16 protein-coding genes, 1 tRNA gene and 1 rRNA gene are annotated in these 17,594 nt (G+C 32.0%); 2 read left to right on the top strand and 16 right to left on the bottom strand.

The window, feature by feature from the left end; genetic code table 11:
* Window positions 1–23: 23 nt before the first annotated feature.
* From G9F70_RS00535 to G9F70_RS00520, 4 genes are all read right to left on the bottom strand, one after another.
* Window positions 24–1,022 carry a M42 family metallopeptidase gene (locus tag G9F70_RS00535; RefSeq protein WP_164947047.1) on the bottom strand — a complete coding sequence of 333 codons (999 nt, stop codon included), beginning with the start codon at window positions 1,020–1,022 and terminating at the stop codon, window positions 24–26.
* The gene (locus G9F70_RS00530) at window positions 1,013–2,062 is read right to left on the bottom strand and encodes a M42 family metallopeptidase (protein ID WP_164947048.1); all 1,050 of its coding nucleotides are present in this window, start codon (window positions 2,060–2,062) and stop codon (window positions 1,013–1,015) included. Before G9F70_RS00530 ends, G9F70_RS00535 begins: the two co-directional genes overlap by 10 nt.
* A gap of 226 nt (window positions 2,063–2,288) precedes the next feature.
* The gene (locus G9F70_RS00525; protein WP_224617363.1) at window positions 2,289–3,455 is read right to left on the bottom strand and encodes a mechanosensitive ion channel family protein; all 1,167 of its coding nucleotides are present in this window, start codon (window positions 3,453–3,455) and stop codon (window positions 2,289–2,291) included.
* A 266-nt stretch (window positions 3,456–3,721) separates the two neighbouring features.
* A complete protein-coding gene (locus G9F70_RS00520; RefSeq protein ID WP_164947049.1) occupies window positions 3,722–4,135 on the bottom strand; it encodes a hypothetical protein in 414 nt (137 codons plus the stop codon).
* A 341-nt stretch (window positions 4,136–4,476) separates the two neighbouring features.
* Here G9F70_RS00520 and G9F70_RS00515 point away from each other — a divergent pair, with 341 nt between their 5' ends.
* Window positions 4,477–5,631: a universal stress protein gene (locus tag G9F70_RS00515; protein WP_164947050.1), complete on the top strand. Its 1,155-nt coding sequence runs from the start codon at window positions 4,477–4,479 to the stop codon at window positions 5,629–5,631.
* 121 nt (window positions 5,632–5,752) lie between these two features.
* Here the strand turns inward: G9F70_RS00515 and kdpC are convergent, their stop codons facing one another.
* The 10 genes from kdpC to G9F70_RS00465 all read right to left on the bottom strand — a co-directional run bounded on the left by kdpC (window position 5,753) and on the right by G9F70_RS00465 (window position 16,334).
* Entirely contained in the window at window positions 5,753–6,343 is a 591-nt protein-coding gene (gene kdpC / locus G9F70_RS00510) for a potassium-transporting ATPase subunit KdpC (protein WP_164947051.1), read from the bottom strand.
* Window positions 6,344–6,374: 31 nt separating this feature from the next.
* Window positions 6,375–8,438, bottom strand: coding sequence for a potassium-transporting ATPase subunit KdpB (gene kdpB / locus G9F70_RS00505; RefSeq protein WP_164947052.1), 2,064 nt, complete (start codon window positions 8,436–8,438; stop codon window positions 6,375–6,377).
* Between the two features lie 29 nt (window positions 8,439–8,467).
* Window positions 8,468–10,141 carry a potassium-transporting ATPase subunit KdpA gene (gene kdpA, locus G9F70_RS00500; protein WP_164947053.1) on the bottom strand — a complete coding sequence of 558 codons (1,674 nt, stop codon included), beginning with the start codon at window positions 10,139–10,141 and terminating at the stop codon, window positions 8,468–8,470.
* 26 nt (window positions 10,142–10,167) lie between these two features.
* Window positions 10,168–10,245, bottom strand: coding sequence for a K(+)-transporting ATPase subunit F (gene kdpF, locus G9F70_RS27415; protein WP_224617774.1), 78 nt, complete (start codon window positions 10,243–10,245; stop codon window positions 10,168–10,170).
* Between the two features lie 301 nt (window positions 10,246–10,546).
* A complete protein-coding gene (locus G9F70_RS00490; RefSeq protein WP_164947054.1) occupies window positions 10,547–11,248 on the bottom strand; it encodes a response regulator in 702 nt (233 codons plus the stop codon).
* Window positions 11,217–12,848, bottom strand: coding sequence for a DUF4118 domain-containing protein (locus G9F70_RS00485; RefSeq protein WP_224617362.1), 1,632 nt, complete (start codon window positions 12,846–12,848; stop codon window positions 11,217–11,219). Before G9F70_RS00485 ends, G9F70_RS00490 begins: the two co-directional genes overlap by 32 nt.
* A gap of 53 nt (window positions 12,849–12,901) precedes the next feature.
* Window positions 12,902–13,402: a DNA-binding protein gene (locus G9F70_RS00480; RefSeq protein ID WP_164947055.1), complete on the bottom strand. Its 501-nt coding sequence runs from the start codon at window positions 13,400–13,402 to the stop codon at window positions 12,902–12,904.
* Window positions 13,378–14,913, bottom strand: coding sequence for a TrkH family potassium uptake protein (locus G9F70_RS00475; RefSeq protein ID WP_164947056.1), 1,536 nt, complete (start codon window positions 14,911–14,913; stop codon window positions 13,378–13,380). The genes G9F70_RS00480 and G9F70_RS00475 overlap by 25 nt, the downstream gene beginning before the upstream one ends.
* 111 nt (window positions 14,914–15,024) lie before the next feature.
* Window positions 15,025–15,684, bottom strand: coding sequence for a potassium channel family protein (locus tag G9F70_RS00470; RefSeq protein ID WP_125004915.1), 660 nt, complete (start codon window positions 15,682–15,684; stop codon window positions 15,025–15,027).
* Window positions 15,681–16,334: a potassium channel family protein gene (locus tag G9F70_RS00465; RefSeq protein WP_164947057.1), complete on the bottom strand. Its 654-nt coding sequence runs from the start codon at window positions 16,332–16,334 to the stop codon at window positions 15,681–15,683. The genes G9F70_RS00470 and G9F70_RS00465 overlap by 4 nt, the downstream gene beginning before the upstream one ends.
* Before the next feature lie 443 nt (window positions 16,335–16,777).
* Between G9F70_RS00465 and G9F70_RS00460 the strand changes: the two genes are divergently transcribed.
* A complete protein-coding gene (locus G9F70_RS00460; protein WP_164947058.1) occupies window positions 16,778–17,356 on the top strand; it encodes a response regulator in 579 nt (192 codons plus the stop codon).
* A gap of 30 nt (window positions 17,357–17,386) precedes the next feature.
* Here the strand turns inward: G9F70_RS00460 and G9F70_RS00455 are convergent.
* Both G9F70_RS00455 and rrf read right to left on the bottom strand, forming a co-directional pair.
* Window positions 17,387–17,462 (bottom strand) — tRNA-Lys (locus tag G9F70_RS00455).
* Between the two features lie 5 nt (window positions 17,463–17,467).
* Window positions 17,468–17,584: ribosomal RNA gene (rrf, locus tag G9F70_RS00450) — 5S ribosomal RNA — on the bottom strand.
* Between the last annotated feature and the right edge of the window lie 10 nt (window positions 17,585–17,594).

The following is a 17,594-nucleotide window of genomic DNA, read 5'->3' as shown; positions in this document are numbered from 1 at the left end:
TCACTTTCATAAACTGCTTATTTTTAAAATGTTTTTAGCCACTCCACCATAAGTGTCACAGTATCCTTATAATCCTGTATACTTGCTACTGAAACAGAGGAATGTATATATCTACAAGGCACTGACACTGTAGCTACCTTTGCTCCATCTCCTGACATAAGTATAGCTCCTGCATCATTTCCACCTGCCGTTGCTCTCCTTAGCTGATAAGGTATATCCTTATTTTCTGCCACCTTTATTAATGTCTTTAAAATCTCATCATCAAAAATACTAGTCTTATCCATAATAGATAGTGCAGGACCCTTACCTATTTCTGTGGCATTTAAATGTTTAGGAATATCAGGCATATCTGCACATATAGTTCCCTCTAGCGCAACTCCTATATCTGGTTGTATATTAAAAGCAGAAACATAAGCTCCTCTTTCTCCTACCTCCTCTTGAACATTAAAGCTAACATAAAGATCACAATTATAACTTCCCTTTAATATTTCTATAGCAACAGCACAGCCCATTCTATCATCAAAGGCTTTTCCTTTAACTAGTCCATCTCCAAACTTACCATACTTCATTTGGAACACCACAAATTCTCCAATTTTTATATTTTTTTTAGCTTCTTCCTTAGAACTTGAACCTATATCAATGCAACACATACTAGCCTTTACATTCTTTTTCCTTTCATCTCCACTTTGTAGATGAATTGGTTTAAAGCCTATTACTCCTGTTATTTTATTTTTACCTATTAATACAACTTTAGATAGGAGCACCTTACCGTTAATCCCCCCTAAGGATTCAAACCTTAAAGTACCATCCTGATTATATCCAGTAATAATAAAACCTACTTCATCCATATGGGCATCTATAAGTATTTTTGCGCCATTACCTTTTTTATGTGCAATAATATTGCCCATAACATCCACTTTCATCTCATCTACATAATTCACAATTTCTTCCTTTATAATTTCTCTTACTTCTCCTTCAAACCCTGAAGGACCTGCAGCATTAGATAATTTTTCTAAAAGCATAGTAATTCCTCCACGTCCTTTCTACTTACCCTTTCAATAAACTTGGCAATTAATCTTCCTGTATTTATAATATCATCCATATTAACAATCTCAACTGATGTATGCATATACTTGATTGGTATAGATATTAATAGTGTAGGAATACCGCCCCTAGTTACTTGTATATCCCAAGCATCTGTTCCAGTATTACCAGATTCCACTTCTACGTTATAAGGGATGGCGTACTCATCAGCTATTTCCATAAGCTTCCCTCTAAATTTACTATGAATATTAGGCCCAAAACATATAACGGGACCTCCACCTAGTTTGTTTTCGCGATCCATATCACCCATGGGACCATTATCAAAGGTTACATCTATAGCAATAGCTAGAGTTGGCAATAAATCATAACTTGCCATTTTAGCGCCTCTATGACCTACTTCCTCTTGGCAAGAAGCTACAAAATAAACATCTAAATCATGGTTTATTTTTTCTAGTTCTTTGCAACAAGTATACATAGCTACTATACCAGCTCTATCATCTGTAGCTTTACATGTTACATTATTATTTAAGAGCTCATAGAAATCTCTTTTTAAGGTTACAAAATCACCAATACTCACAATCTCTTGTAATTTTTCTGTGCTATATCCTGTATCAATTGTTAACCCTGATATAGTAACTGATTTTTCACTTTCTTCCTCAGTCATAAGATGCGGTGGTTTAATCCCTATAATGCCATCTATCTGTTTTTTGCCATGAATAAGAACTTCCTGTGAAACCAAGGTCTTAGGATCAATACCACTACCAATAAACTTTAAAAATCCCTTTGGCATTATCTCCGTTATCATAAGGAAGACCTCATCAGCATGTGCCATAAGCATTATACTTTTTCTTTCTCCATTTTTATTGCCTTTTTTTATAGCATACAGATTATTTAATTTCCCTTCTGTAACTTCGCAAAATGGCTCAAAAGCCTCTTTAATTTGTGGATGTATCCAATGTTCGCGTCCACTTGGAGCATGTGCCCTGCATAAGTTTTTTAACAGTTGCTTCTCGTCCATAATTTCCCCCTACTTGAGATTCTAGTCTAATTAATATTTACCGTATTTCTTTAATTTACTTTAGAACAAACTCATACTTACTTGTATTCTATATATAATGGTTTTTTCCTCCAATATGCCATTGTAATTTTTGAAACACTTGTCATTCTATGTAACTATAAAAAGCTCTAGGGCACACCCTAAAGCTTTTATTGTTTTCGGTTTTTCCATTGCTTCTTGAAAAATTTTATTCTGATGTTTCCTTTTTCTGGGCTTTATCCACTAATTTAAAATTCTCTTCTATTGTATTAGGTAGACTTTCCACATATAAGCTTGTGCTTGGAAATGCCATTGAAACTCCTTGCTTTTTCAGAATATCCATTATTTCAAAATTAACATCCTCTTTTATTTTAAAGTATTCATTAAAATCTGCTGTATCAGTAAAGAAACATATTAAAACGTCTATACTACTTGAATTAAATTTATCGAATCTAACAAGGATGTCCTCCTTATTAATCTGTGAATGATTCTCTAACATATGCCTTATGCTTTCAACACAAGTTTCTAATTTGTCCCTAGAGGTTCTATAATTTAGTCCTAAATTAAAACTAACTCTTCGTTTTCCTCTTCTACTAAAATTGATTACAGCATCATTAGTTAATTTTGAATTGGGCACTATTATTAATGATTGATCAACAGCCCTTATTTTAGTAGTTCTAAAAGAAATATCCTCTATACTACCTTCTAATGAGTCACTACTAATCCAGTCTCCAATAGTAAATGGTTTGTCTAATATTATAAAAATACCTGCAATAATATTAGCTGCTGCATCTTTAGCTGCTAGTGCAAAAGCAAGTCCTCCTAATCCTAGCCCTGCAACAAAACCTTGAATATTATATCCCCATTTTTCAGCAATTATAGTAATAGCTAAAGCTACCCATATTAATCTTAATGCCTTTGACATAAACGGAAATAATATTTTATCCACCTTTATATCATAAGCTCTATGCATTCTCTCAAAGAGCACAGAAGATTCGCCAGTGAAATTATATATTCCCCAAGTAATTAGGATAATTACAGCAGAACTAAAAAACTTATCTATAGTTATTAAGCTAATTGAAATTCCCGCCAAAGTTAGAATTTTAAAAGCAAAATAAAATCCTAATACCTCAAAAAAATTAGTTACAGGTTTTTGAAAGGCAGCTACTATTTTTGTATCTGTATTAAACTTTGTTTTATTAACAAGTCTCAATATTATTTTAAATACATATTTTGCAAACACTTTTTTTAATAATACAAATAATGCAAACACTACAATAGCTATACCTACATATTCGAATTTGTAGGATTGCATATCAGTAAAAACATATTGTATTCTGTTTTCTACAAAAAAATCAACTATAGACTGGAACAAAAAATCACTCTCCTTTTATCTTATGTTTATATATATAATCATTTTAAGCTAATAATGTTATTTTCTCAATGGATTATGCAAGAAAGAACGGATTCTTATTAATATATTCATAAACTGTGAATGATGTATGGTCTAATACAATTTGCTCCATAAAACTATTTTACACTTCTATAAGGAAAATAAAAAAACTTCAGTAGGAGTTTAAATATCCTTCTGAAGTCCTTGATGCCTAACTTTGAATATCGTTTTAATTATAAAAAAATTAATTAACAGGCTGACTTTATACCTACCTGAATATTTTTTAAATTTCCAATCTGCATTGCACTATACTCAGCAAAACATGATTTCTCACATTCTTTCTCTATAGTATCGCCGTAGTCTATGCTTGTTTTATTAAATATATAAAAAAATGAAGTTACTCTTTCCAAATTTTTGTCTGCTGGTTTATACGTTGGATCAAATACATATGCCGCTCTATAATATGTGCACGCCATAGACTCGTCCCTTTTATATTCTGAAATAATTCCTAGTAAGTTGTATACTTCTGCCGAATGGTCATTTTCAATCATCCCTGCATACAAATACTTACGTGCTAGATCATATTCATTTGACTTTATTGCATTAATAGCTTTTTTTATATTATTTTCAAAAGAACTTTCTTCATTTATACTTCTTAACATACCATCACCCCAAGTTATCCTTTCACTCTTTATTTGATAATTATATTTTATCAAATTCACTATTAAGAAGGTATAAATATAAACCCTGGCGTATAAAGATTGTGTTAAGATTTTATAATTTAACGTTGATTTTTTTTCATTAGCTGTTCTATATCAACGCTTTTCATGCCCTCCATAGTTTTATTGTGTAGTTTTAAAAAAATATAAATTAATTGTATAATGAATATATGTTTTAATTCATGACTTTTCACTTAAATCATCACCTGCATAGCTATTCACCTTCTTCGAAGCTGAAATGTCGTTAACCAACCAAAATTTTATAAATAAAGGATTGATTTAAAATGAGTAATAATTCTTTTTACCGAACTACACCTGAAGAAGCATTAAAATTAGTAGAAAAAGAGATTTCTAAAGGACATCTTAAAATATTTTTAGGCTATGCCCCTGGTGTTGGAAAGACATACTCCATGCTTAATGAAGCTAATAGAATGTTAAAAAGAGGACAAGATATTGTTATAGGCTATCTTGAAAGCCATGGGAGACACGAAACTAATTTTCAAGTAGATTCTCTTGAGATATTACCAAGGAAAAAAATAAACTACAATAACATGATTTTAGAAGAAATTCATTTAGGTGAGGTATTAAAACGTAACCCTAAAATAGTACTTATAGACGAACTTGCCCATACTAATGCACCAGGTTCTAAAAATAAGAAGAGATATGAAGATGTTTTAGAAATACTAGAACATGGAATAGATGTAGTTACTACTTTAAACATTCAACATTTAGAAAGTCTTAATGACGTTATAAAACAAATAACAGGTATAACAGTAAGAGAAACAATTCCTGATATTATAGTTGAAAACGCTGATGAGGTGGTTGTTATCGATATTACTCCTTCAGCACTTCAGTCCAGATTAAAAAGAGGTGATATCTATAAAAACGAAAATATTGCAAGAGCATTAAAAAACTTTTTTAGAGGTGGAAATTTAAATGCCTTAAGAGAAATAACATTAAGACAAACTGCTGAAGAAGTTGATGATGATTTAGCAGAGTATATGAAGAAACACAATATTAGAGAAAACTGGCACACTGCCGAAAGAGTTATGGTTTGTGTAAGTGCTAATCCTTTCGGAAAAAAATTAATAAGGAGAGGTGCCCGAATAGCAAAACGTTATAAATGCGAATGGATTGTAGCTACAGTAAACTGTACTCATGCTTTAGCTACTACTCCTTCTAAAAAAGGTTTAGATATGTTATCAAGCCACTTTAAATTAGCTGAGCAACTTGGCGCTGAGACTATAACCTTAACTGGCAAAAGTGTTTCTAGAGAACTTGTAAGATTTGCTTCACAAAAGCATATCACACAAATTATAATTGGCCACGCCAACCGTTCCTTTTGGCAAATGGTATTTAGAGGTTCCCCAGTCACAAAAGTTTTACGTCATGCTAAAGATATAGAAATACACGTAATTCCTGATAATCGAAGCTTTTAATTAAGTTGAGAGTTAGATGCTATTAGCACAACTACCATCTAATTATACAAAAAAGAATGTAGCTAGATTTGTTTACACAAATCTAGCTACATTCCCATTTTTGTTAACTTTCAATTCTGAACTAATGAAGCTTACTTCCAACTTCAATATTAAGTTTCAATACGTTAACTCTTTTATTCCCAAACACACCAAGTTGCCTTTCCTCTGTATTATTCTTAACCATTTGTTCTAAATCACTTTTATCAATACCTGTAGCTTTTGAAATAGCTGGTATTTGTATCTTTGCTGCTTCTGGACTTATATGAGGATCAAGACCTGAGCCTGAACTTGTTAAAAAATCTGCTGGGATAGCTTCTTTTTTCACTTCAGGATTGGCCTTTAAAAATTCATTCATATCCTTTTGTATTCTCTCTGTTAATGCCTTATTAGAAGGCGCAAGATTTGCAGACCCAGAAGACAATGAAATCTTATCTCCCTCCTTGTAAGTATTATAATTTACAGCTGAAATTCTTCCATGGAAGTAACGAGCATCCGTAAAGTTTTGACCTATAAGCTCTGAACCTACTTCACGTCCATTCACAGTTATCATACTTCCATTAGCCTTATTATTAAAAAACAACTTACCTACTCCAGTCATTACAGTAGGAAATACAAACCCACATATAAACATCAACGTCAAACTAACTAATATTGATTTTTTTAATACTTTCATTGTTATCCTCCTCAATTATTACATTAAGTACTTATGCCACGTTAAGTACTTTGAGTAGCGGGAATATTATCATATCTATTATTTTAATTCCACCAAATGGAACCAGAATTCCACCTACACCATAAATTAATATATTTCTCAAAAGAAGGGTTTCCGCCTTTGATGGTTTATATTTTACTCCTCTCATAGCTATTGGAATTAATAGAGGTATTATTATTGCATTAAACACTAATGCTGATAATATCGCGCTTGAAGGCGTAGCAAGCTTCATTACATTTAATACATTCATTGTGGGAATAGCTACAGTAAATATTGCTGGTATTATAGCAAAGTATTTCGCAACATCATTTGCTATACTAAATGTAGTTAGTGCTCCCCTTGTTATAAGTAACTGCTTACCTATTTCTACTACTTCAATTATCTTAGTAGGATCAGAATCTAAATCCACCATATTAGCAGCTTCTTTTGCAGCAACAGTACCGCTATTCATTGCAAGCCCAACATCCGCCTTTGCAAGCGCCGGAGCATCATTAGTACCATCACCCGTCATAGCAACAAGTTTTCCCTCTGCTTGTTCTCTCTTTATAATATCAATTTTACCCTCTGGGGTACACTCTGCAATAAATTCATCCACCCCTGCTTCTTTTGCTATTGTAGCCGCTGTAAGTGGGTTATCCCCTGTACACATAATGGTTTTTATACCCATCTGTCTTAGTCTTTCAAATCTTTGCGTAAGTCCTGGTTTCACAGTATCCTTTAAATAAATAACTCCAAGTATTTCACTATTTAAACAAACTACTAAGGGTGTTCCTCCAAGCATTGAGATTTTTGTTGTAACTACTTCTAAATCTTTTGAAACCTTACCACCAAGTCCCTGCACCATTTTTATAATACTACTAATAGCACCTTTTCTTATAATAGTTCCATCTGCTAAATTTAATCCACTCATTTTAGTTTGAGCAGTGAATTCTATAAATTCTGCTTCTTTATAATCCTCTACATCTAAAGATACTCCAAGTTTACTCGCAAGTTCAACTACAGACCTACCTTCAGGAGTTTCATCCTTTAGGGAAGATATTAATGCATATTTTATTAATTTATCTTGATCACACCCAGATACAGCCGTAAATTCTGCTGCAAGTCTATTACCGTAAGTTATTGTACCAGTCTTATCCAAAATCATAACATCTACGTCTCCGCAAGCTTCAACCGCTTTACCTGACATAGCAATTACATTAAATCTTGTAACTCTATCCATACCTGCAATTCCTATAGCTGATAATAACCCACCTATTGTAGTTGGTATTAAGCATACAAGCAATGCTATCAATGTAGATGCAGGAATATTAGCACCTGAGTAAGCACCTAATGGATGCAGCGTAACAACAACCATTAGAAAAATCATTGTTAAAACTGTTAATAAAATATTTAATGCCATCTCATTAGGAGTTTTTTGTCTTGAAGCTCCTTCAACTAAACTTATCATTTTATCAAGGAAAGACTCTCCTGGACTAGCTGTAACTTTGATTTTAAGCCAATCACTTACGACTTTAGTTCCTCCAGTAACTGAGCTAAAATCTCCACCAGACTCTTTCATAACAGGCGCTGATTCTCCTGTTATAGCGGATTCATCTACAGCTGCAAGGCCCGAAACAATTTCACCATCATTTGGTATTATATCCCCATTTTCAACAAGAACAATATCTCCCTTTTTAATCTCTGACGCACTGGTAACTGTTATTTTACCATTTTTGTCTAAAAGTTTAGCCATTGTATCTCTTTTTGTTTTTTTCAAACTTTCAGCTTGAGCTTTCCCTCTTCCTTCTGCCACTGCTTCTGCAAAGTTAGCAAATAGAACTGTAATGAAAAGAATCAAAGCAACTAATCCATTATATACTCTTAAATTTGTACCTGTATCACCAAAGGCCGTAGGAACAAAAGTAAGAAATAAAGTTATAAAAAATCCAACTTCAACAATGAACATAACAGGGTTTTTTATCATTAATTTAGGGTTTAACTTTTTAAAAGAATCTTTAAGTGCATCATTAAAAATCTTTTTACTTATAAACTTCTTTTTACTATCTTTATTACTCATATATATTACTCCTTACATTATTAAATATTTTATTGCATTAGGTGTTCAGCTATTGGTCCTAACACTATAGCTGGCATAAATGTTAACGCTCCTATTATTAAAACTATAAATACTAATATTATAGTAAATGTAGTGTTGTCTGTCCTAAATGTAGAATTTGATTCTGCTACAGACTTCTTAGCTGCTAGCGAACCAGCTACAGCTAAAAGAATAACCATGGCGAAAAATCTTCCTGCATACATAACAATCCCTGTACTTATATTCCAAAACATAGTATTATCTGCTAATCCTTCAAAACCTGAACCATTATTAGCAGCAGAGGAAGTAAATTCATAAAGTACTTGGGTTAAGCCATGGAAACCTGAATTAGTTATACCCGCAAGACCCTGCTTCGTAAGTACCGCTATACTTGAAGGTACAAGAATTATAAAAGGATGTATTAATATAGCCAAAGATATTAACTTAATTTCCTTTGCCTCAATTTTTTTACCCAAAAATTCCGGTGTCCTTCCCACCATTAGTCCACATAGGAATACTGTTAGTATTGCGTACATTATCATATTCATAAAACCTACGCCCTCACCACCAAATACTACGTTAAGCATCATCTGCCATAGTGGAACCATTCCACCAAGAGGTGTTAATGAATCATGCATATTATTTACACTACCTGTGGTGAACGCTGTTGTAACTGTTGTAAATAGCGTTGAACCTGGAAGTCCAAACCTTATTTCTTTCCCCTCCATATTGCCCATAGCTTGGCTTAAATTAAGATTAGCAATTGCAGGATTCCCGGCCTTTTCAGAATGTAAGCAAACTACTAAAGACAATACAAACAATATAGACATTGCTGCAAATATAGCCCATCCTTGCTTTTTCTTTTTTACCATTAGTCCAAAACAATAAACTATAGCTCCGGGTATTAACATCATAGATAACATTTCTATTAAGTTTGAAAACGGAGTAGGATTTTCAAATGGGTGTGATGAGTTTGAACCAAAGAAACCACCACCATTAGTACCTAAATGTTTAATAGCTTCAAAGGAAGCTACAGGTCCAAGGCCAATAACTTGCTTAGTTCCTTCTAACGTCGTAATAACTTTATTTGGCGCGAAAGTCTGTGGGACTCCTTGTCCCATTAAAAGGATTGTTACTATTATTGAAAAAGGAATTAGCACCCTTGTAGTAACTCTTACTAAATCAACAAAGAAATTACCTATCATTTTAGTCTTTCCAGTAATACCTCTTATAAAAGCAGCTGCAACAGCAACTCCTGATGCTCCAGACGTAAACATAAAGAAAGTTATAACTATCATTTGACTTAAGTACGACAATCCCCATTCTCCACCATAGTGTTGAAGGTTTGTATTAGTCATAAAACTAAAAATAGTGTTAAAAATAAGTGAAGCATCCATAGCTTTGTTACCATTGGGGTTTAATAAATGAACTCCTTGAATCCTAAGAACTACGTAAGCCATTAAAGTCATAACCATATTAGATACTATAAAAGTAGCGGCATATTGCTTCCACGTCATCTCTTCTTTTGTTATCCCTGTAAGTTTATATATTAAGTTATCTACCTTGTCCATAACTGGATCTACAAAAGATCTCTTATTGTTTATAACTTTATATATATATTTTCCAGTTGGAATTATAAGCAATACAAAAATTATAAGTGTTAATACAATTTGAAAAATGTCCATAAATAACTACCCTCCATCTATTTCTTTTAAAATTTTTCGGGATTAAACAACGCATACCCTAAATACAAAAACAATAAAATTGCAATTACAATTAAACCTTTCATAAAATCCTCCATTTAATTATCACTTTAAGTGATACATTGATTTTTATTTATTTATTTGTGCTTCACACCAATTAATAAACGGTAGTACTGCCAAAAAACAAAATGCTGTCCCTATTATGAATATTACATCCATCATGAATTTACGTCGCCTCCTTCTAATCACCTTATGTATTCATTCTAACAAATGCAAAATAAAGATAGTGTAAAGATACTATCTTATACATAAATCTTATGTTAAGAAAAATATACCATAATCTTTTCACAAAAAAAAGATGAAGCCAAAAGCTCCATTTTTAAAAAACTATTCATCTACTAAACGATATCCTACTCCAACTTCCGTTATGATATACTGCGGCTGGGCAGGGTCCTTTTCTATTTTCCTTCTTATATTAGCCATAAATACCCTAAGAGATTGCGTCTCATTTTCAAAATAACTTCCCCAAATCTCATCAATTATATACTTATGAGTTAACACACGTCCTGCATATCTTGACATTAACTCAATTAATTTGTACTCCATTGGTGTTAAATGTATTTCTTCATGCAAAATCGTAACTCTGCGTTTTTCAAAATCTATTTTTAAATCCTTAACCACGAATACTGATTTCACACTATTCTGTGAATTATTATCCCCATTAAAATGTCTAAGTGCCACCCTGATTCTTGCTAAAAGCTCAGCTACGCTAAAAGGCTTAGTCAAATAATCATCCGCACCGCTATCTAAGGCTTCAACCTTTTCACTTTCATGTCCACGAGCTGAAACAACTATAATCCTAGCTTTTGTAGACTCTCTTACTTTTTCAATAACATTAAGACCATCAATATCTGGAAGGCCTAAGTCTAAAATTATTATATCTGGATTGTTAGAAAAAATAAGTGCTATAGCTGTATTCCCGAATTCAGTTTCAATACACTTATACCCCTGCGCCTCAAGCGAAACTTTCATAAATTTTTTAATAGGTTTATCATCTTCAACTATTAAAATCAAAGGCTTTATATCCATTTTCATCGCTCCTTATTCCAGGTAAACTAAATCTAAACGTTGCCCCACCAGAAGAGTTATTTAAAGCTTCCATACATCCACCATGTGCTTCTATAATAGACTTGCAAATAGCAAGTCCTAGTCCTATGCCTCGTTTTTCTAAGCAATCGCCCTTAGTCTTCGTATAGAATCTATCAAATATAGACGTTATATCTTCTTCTGGTATCCCTTTTCCATTGTCTGATATATCAAAAACCACATTATCTTCCTTTACTGTAACTTTAACCGCTATGATGGAATCATCCTGCGTATACTTTATAGCATTATCAATCAAATTAATAAGCACTTGTTCTATTAATAACCCATCTACAAATAATATAACCATATTTTCGGGTAAATCAGTCACGATATTATGACTTCCCGAAAACCTTTTAACTCTCGCTATGGATTCAGCAACAATTTCTTCAACGACCTCTGTATCCTTCTTAATTTCAAGCTTCCCCTCATCTATTCTTGTCATACTCAATATATTTTCAACTGAATGTATAAGCCAACTTGTATCTTCATAAATTATATCAAGAAGCTCTTTTTTTGTATCATTATCAAGTATATCATAATTATCAGTAATTGTAGAAACAGATCCTAATATTCCTGTTAGCGGAGTTCTTAAATCATGTGAAATTGATCTCAAAAGATTACCCCTAACTCTCTCTCTTTCGGCCTCTAAATTTATATTTTTTTTCTTTTGATATAAGTCTTCCCTTTCAATAGCTAAAGCAATTTGTGTAGAAACGGACTCCAAAAGAATTTTTTCATTTTTTGATAAAGTATCTTCTTCTAAACATGCTATGCCAATAATTCCAAGAATTTTATTTTGTCCTTTAATAGGATGATAATATCCAACACTATTTATGAAGATATCAGCTTCAACACCTACTGATTGGCCTGTTTTAAAGCATTTTTCAATTGCCAACACCTCTACATCTGACTTGAAAATATTCCTACCATATTCTCCATTAACCATATAATCACTTGGATTTTGCAAATTATTTTTATCATCTAGTATAGCTATCATAATAGCTCTGCTAAACATATCAACTAAATTGTCACCACAAAACTCAACTACTTGTTTTTTATTTCTTGCTGTAAGCAATGATTTGTTAATTTTATATAAAATTTTCATTCTATTTTCACGTATAAAAGATATCTTAACTTGCGTTTTAACTCTTGAAGTTAAAGTACTTGTAATAATTGCGGCTATAAGCATTATAATAAAAGTTACTGGATAATCGGCTCTATAAGCTAAAAAGCTATAATATGGTACCGTAAAGAAAAAATTAAATGATAGTACTCCGATTATTGCAGCCATTATACCATAAATATATCCATCAGTACTTGTGGATACAAATAATACTCCCAAAATATATACCATTATTTCATTTGACTCATGAAACCCAATTTTTCTAAATATCAGAGATAATATAGTTGATAAGATCATAATTACTATAGTTTTAAACACATTGGCAATTATCATTTGTTTAGGTTTAATTTCGCTATAGTCATTATATTCATACTCATTAAAAATTTTTAGAAACCACTCATTTAATTTACTTTTTTTCAAACTCACCACCTCCTAATATATCTAAATACACCTTAATTTCTAAAAAAAGCATTTCATTTTGAAATGCTTTTAGTAAATTTTTTATATAAAAAAATTAAAGTAAGTGTAATAAGTGTTAGTATTGTTGCTATAATTTTTTTATTGTTACTTATAGGGATTATTACTTTTTCCCCAACCTCTATAATTTCAACCGAGCTTGCATGGATATCCATATCACCACCATGTTCCACACAGGCTCTATTAAAAGTACCATTTATTTTCAATAGATCTCCCTTATAGCCATACTTACCAAAGTTTTTTATACTTTGGACTTGTTCATTTTTAATCCATATCCCCATAGCATTGCTTCCATCACTTATATTTACCCAGGAATATTTACCTCTATTCATACTTTCCCCAATAGCTTCACCTTTTAGTGTAATTTTAGTATTATCAATCTTTTTTCCATTTTCGATTAATTCAGTAAAGTTACTATATTCCTTCGCCATGCATGCTATGGGAAAAGAAAAAACTAAAATACATATTAATATTATTGTTTTAAAAGTCTTAACCATAATTTCTTAATGCCTCCAAATGTAACTCCTATTAGCGCAAACACAGATATAAATTCTAGTCTTCCTAAATACATTGCAATTATATAATATATCTTAAGTAAGGTTGGCATTGATGGAGCCGTAATTCCAATGGATAATCCTACATTTCCTGTAACTGATGCAGCTTCAAAAGCTGAACTAAGAACTGGGTATCCATAATAGGTTCCAAGTGCAGTTCCTACAAAAAATAAAATTATATAACATATTATTATAAGATAAGCAGATTTCACCATTGCATCCTCTAACACAATTTCTTTTATATGATGAAACTTAGCTACCCTTATTTTTCTGTCAGAATTTATCAACTTATTTACTTCTACACCTATACTTTTAAAAGCCAATCCTACCCTAAGCCCCTTAAAACCACCCGCCGTAGAACAGGCTGATCCACCTATAAGCATGGCTATTATCATCATAACCACAGGGAAATCTCCCCACTCAGTTGCAAACTGCCTTGCATATAGATTACTAAACCCTGTAGTTGTATGAGCTGATAATACATTATATACACCTTTTCTGAAAACTGATATAGCGTTACTATATACTCCCGAATTTGTTAGTTTTAACGCTACAAAAAAAGAAATAAGTAGAGCTGTAATAAAAAAACTCTGTGTTTCAATATTCTTCAATATTTCTTTTTTCTTACCTTGCCATACTGCATAATGTAATGCAAAATTTAAAGAACCAATAACGAAGAAAATCATTGTCAATAACTCATAGGAAAGACTATGATAATACAGCATATTTTGAGACATCGGTGCAAATCCACCTGTGCTCCATGCAGACATAAAAATAAATAATCCATGAAAAAAAGCACTTACAGGCCGCATGCCTATAAGTATTCCATTAATCCAAAGCATAATAGTACCTACTACTAAATATATAATGCTTATTTTCCATATTATTCTTGCCGTATTTTTTACATTAGGTACGAGTTCCGCATCCTTACCTTCACCAACATACATTTTGTAAGCACCTAATGTATGTTCTACCATAAAACTTAAAGCGAGTACTACCATACCTTGTCCACCAACAAAAGTAATAAGGTGTCTCCACATATTGAGTCCCAGTGAAAGATGGTCAATATTTTGAGTAAGTAGAACTCCTGTGGTTGTAAACCCACTCATAACATCAAAACATGCATCTAAGAAAGATTCAGTATTTCCACTAAGTTGATATGGCACCGCACATAACAAAGTTAGTATAAGCCAGGAGCTAGATGCAATAATTAATCCATGTTTCCATTGCACCTTTACTTTATCAATCTTACTCTTACCTGTAGCCATAAGCAATATACCTAAACTAATAGCTATACTTATACTAATAGTAAAATCTAAAAGTGCACTCCATTCCTTAAATATTAATGAAGTAAGCATTGGTATCAGCATTAAACTTGCGGTTCCTATGATTACATATCCTACATAAAAATTTATTATTTTAAAATCATCAAAGTTTTTTATTATTTTTTTCATATAATCACCTTGCCAAAATCATATTAATGCCATATAACACGAATAAAAACATTAGTGTATATCCTATCTCTGTAATTACTCCACCTATAATCTTTTTGCTTGTCATAATATTTACCCTCCAATTATAGATTTCTCTACATCTTTCTTTCTATCTGTATTTGTTATGATAAGTACTTTATCGCCCTCTTTTATGTCTTCGCCGCCTCTTGGGAAAATCACTTTCTCACTTCTTATTATTGATATTATTAGACATTCCTTAGGTAACTTTAACTTTTCTATAGATTTATCTTTCCATGCACTGTCTTTATCTATTTTCGCTTCTACTAATATCATTTCTCCTCTATTTATGCTTTCTATTACTTTTAGCGGTTCGCTGTTAAATTCTCCTTCTATTAAATTACAAATTACTTGTGTGCTACATACAGTCTTATCCACTCCCAGTGCCTTGAATATTGCTGTATTTTTCGGATTATTGATTCTGGCTATTGTCTCATTAATATTAAAGTTCACTTTAGCCATCTGACATATTACCAAGTTTTCCTCATCTTTCCCAGTTACTGCAGCTACTACTTCCGCCTCTTCAATGCCCGCATCTTTTAGTACTTCAACATCCGAACCATCCCCACATATTACATCTACCTGAATTTCTTCAGCAATCTTTTGGCAAATATCTATATCTTTTTCTATTAATACTACTTGATGTTTTTTTTCTTTTAATGCTTTAACAAGATAGTACCCTACCTTTCCACCACCAACTATTACTGCTCTCATATAAGTTTCTCCCTCATTATTGCCTTTACTAACTTTTCTTTATTCTCCTTATTTATGCTACAAACTATTTTATTACCCTTTTCAAATAGTTCATTTTTATTTGGTATCATAAATTCACCATTTTTCCAAACTGCACATATGCTACAATTAAACTTATCTTCTATTTCTAAAACACTTTTAAACTTAAGTTTGTTTATTGTAATCTCTTCTATAGCTATATCATTGTTTAACATAAATAGTGTATCTGATTTTTTATCTATTATTTTGTTTTTAATTATGTTTATACCTAATTCAGTTGGACTTATAGTTTGTAATCCTAGTTTTCTATAAATAAATTCCCTGGATGGGTCAAATATTCTAGCTATTACTTTAGGTACCTTAAATATATTCTTTGCAATTTGACTAGCCATAATATTTATATTATCTGCTGGGGTCATAGCCAAAAATATATCTGCTTTATCTATTCCGGCTTCCATCAACGTATCATTATCTATCTCCACACCTTTAATTTTAATTCCATTAAAACCACTTCTAAGACGCTGCAAATTGGCTGCATATTTGTCCACTATTACCACATCATGACCATCATTAGAAAGTTCCATGGCAAGTCCACTGCCTAATCTACCACAACCTATTATTATAATATACATAATTTGTTCTCCTTACTTGAATCTCTTTATTAAAAAATAACGTAATACTAAATTTAAGTACTATATGCATATTTTAAGTGATTTTAGGGCATATCGCAACTTTGGTTAACTCATTTTAAAATCATTATCCTAATTGCTGTATGTGGTTTAAGAAATTTAGCATTGCTTTCCTTTGTTTATATTCGTTATTCTTCATTTTTCTCATAGTATTAAATCAATAATTGAATATATGAGTTTTATTAAAGAAATATATTGTATTTATACTCCTTATACGCCTATAATTTACATCTACCATATACCTTAGCTGTTAAATTCTAGTTGCATATAATCAATAAAAGTCTTATACTTATATGTAAACTTAAAAATACAAGTGATATTTATGCTAAAAATATAGTTCTATATAATTAATAATATAATTGATTATTGGGGAAAGAAGGGCAATTATGAAGAAAGTTTTAGTTGTAGATGACACAAAAAATATTCGTACACTGCTCGGGATTTATCTTAAACTAAAGGGATTTGAAGTTTTGATGGCTACTAACGGTCATGAAGCGCTATCTTTAATTGATACAGAACCTGTAGATCTAATATTTTTAGATATTAAAATGCCCGAAATAAGTGGCACAGAGGTCCTTAAAAGAATTAGAGCTAAAGGTTTAACTGCTCCTGTAGTAATTATGACAGCTTTTGCTACGGTTAAAAATGCAGTGGATTGTACAAAACTTGGCGCCATTACTTATTTACAGAAACCTTTTACTACAGATAAGATTAAGACTATTATTGATGAAATGATAACAAAGGAAGAGGCTCCAAATGCAAGAAATATTGAATATCAAATAATGATTATAAAACAATTAATATCTGAGAATAACCTAAAAAAAGCATTGGATGCACTAAAAGTAGTTTTATCTACTGATCCAAATACTCCTGAAGTCTATGAATTAATATCTATGGTATACAGAAAACAAGGTGACTTAAGAAAGGCTGAAATATTTCATAATATGGCTGCCCAATGGAAATAAAAAAAGCACTTCATAAAGAAGTGCTTTTTTTGGTGGCTTACCGGGGAATCGAACCCCGGACACCATGATTAAAAGTCATGTGCTCTACCAACTGAGCTAGTAAACCATGTTACCTGGCGACGACCTACTCTCCCACAAAGTTACCCCTGCAGTACCATTGGCGCATTGAAGCTTAACCGACCTGTTCGGTATGGGAAGGGGTGTTACCTTCATGCCATAATCACCAGATTGAGAAAAT

It is taken from the genome of Clostridium sp. FP1 (assembly GCF_011065975.2).
GTDB lineage: Bacteria > Bacillota > Clostridia > Clostridiales > Clostridiaceae > Clostridium_AD > Clostridium_AD tagluense.
The sequence above is the reverse complement of the archived record's forward strand: the minus strand, read 5'-3'. Positions and strand labels throughout refer to the sequence as shown.

Coding starts and splice junctions, on each gene's coding strand:
- G9F70_RS00535 (WP_164947047.1), bottom strand. CDS start 1,022: ATGCTTTTAGAAAAATTATCTAATGCTGCAGGTCCTTCAGGGTTTGAA.
- G9F70_RS00530 (WP_164947048.1), bottom strand. CDS start 2,062: ATGGACGAGAAGCAACTGTTAAAAAACTTATGCAGGGCACATGCTCCA.
- G9F70_RS00520 (WP_164947049.1), bottom strand. CDS start 4,135: ATGTTAAGAAGTATAAATGAAGAAAGTTCTTTTGAAAATAATATAAAA.
- G9F70_RS00515 (WP_164947050.1), top strand. CDS start 4,477: ATGAGTAATAATTCTTTTTACCGAACTACACCTGAAGAAGCATTAAAA.
- kdpC (WP_164947051.1), bottom strand. CDS start 6,343: ATGAAAGTATTAAAAAAATCAATATTAGTTAGTTTGACGTTGATGTTT.
- kdpB (WP_164947052.1), bottom strand. CDS start 8,438: ATGAGTAATAAAGATAGTAAAAAGAAGTTTATAAGTAAAAAGATTTTT.
- kdpA (WP_164947053.1), bottom strand. CDS start 10,141: ATGGACATTTTTCAAATTGTATTAACACTTATAATTTTTGTATTGCTT.
- kdpF (WP_224617774.1), bottom strand. CDS start 10,245: ATGAAAGGTTTAATTGTAATTGCAATTTTATTGTTTTTGTATTTAGGG.
- G9F70_RS00490 (WP_164947054.1), bottom strand. CDS start 11,248: ATGGATATAAAGCCTTTGATTTTAATAGTTGAAGATGATAAACCTATT.
- G9F70_RS00480 (WP_164947055.1), bottom strand. CDS start 13,402: ATGGTTAAGACTTTTAAAACAATAATATTAATATGTATTTTAGTTTTT.
- G9F70_RS00475 (WP_164947056.1), bottom strand. CDS start 14,913: ATGAAAAAAATAATAAAAAACTTTGATGATTTTAAAATAATAAATTTT.
- G9F70_RS00470 (WP_125004915.1), bottom strand. CDS start 15,684: ATGAGAGCAGTAATAGTTGGTGGTGGAAAGGTAGGGTACTATCTTGTT.
- G9F70_RS00465 (WP_164947057.1), bottom strand. CDS start 16,334: ATGTATATTATAATAATAGGTTGTGGTAGATTAGGCAGTGGACTTGCC.
- G9F70_RS00460 (WP_164947058.1), top strand. CDS start 16,778: ATGAAGAAAGTTTTAGTTGTAGATGACACAAAAAATATTCGTACACTG.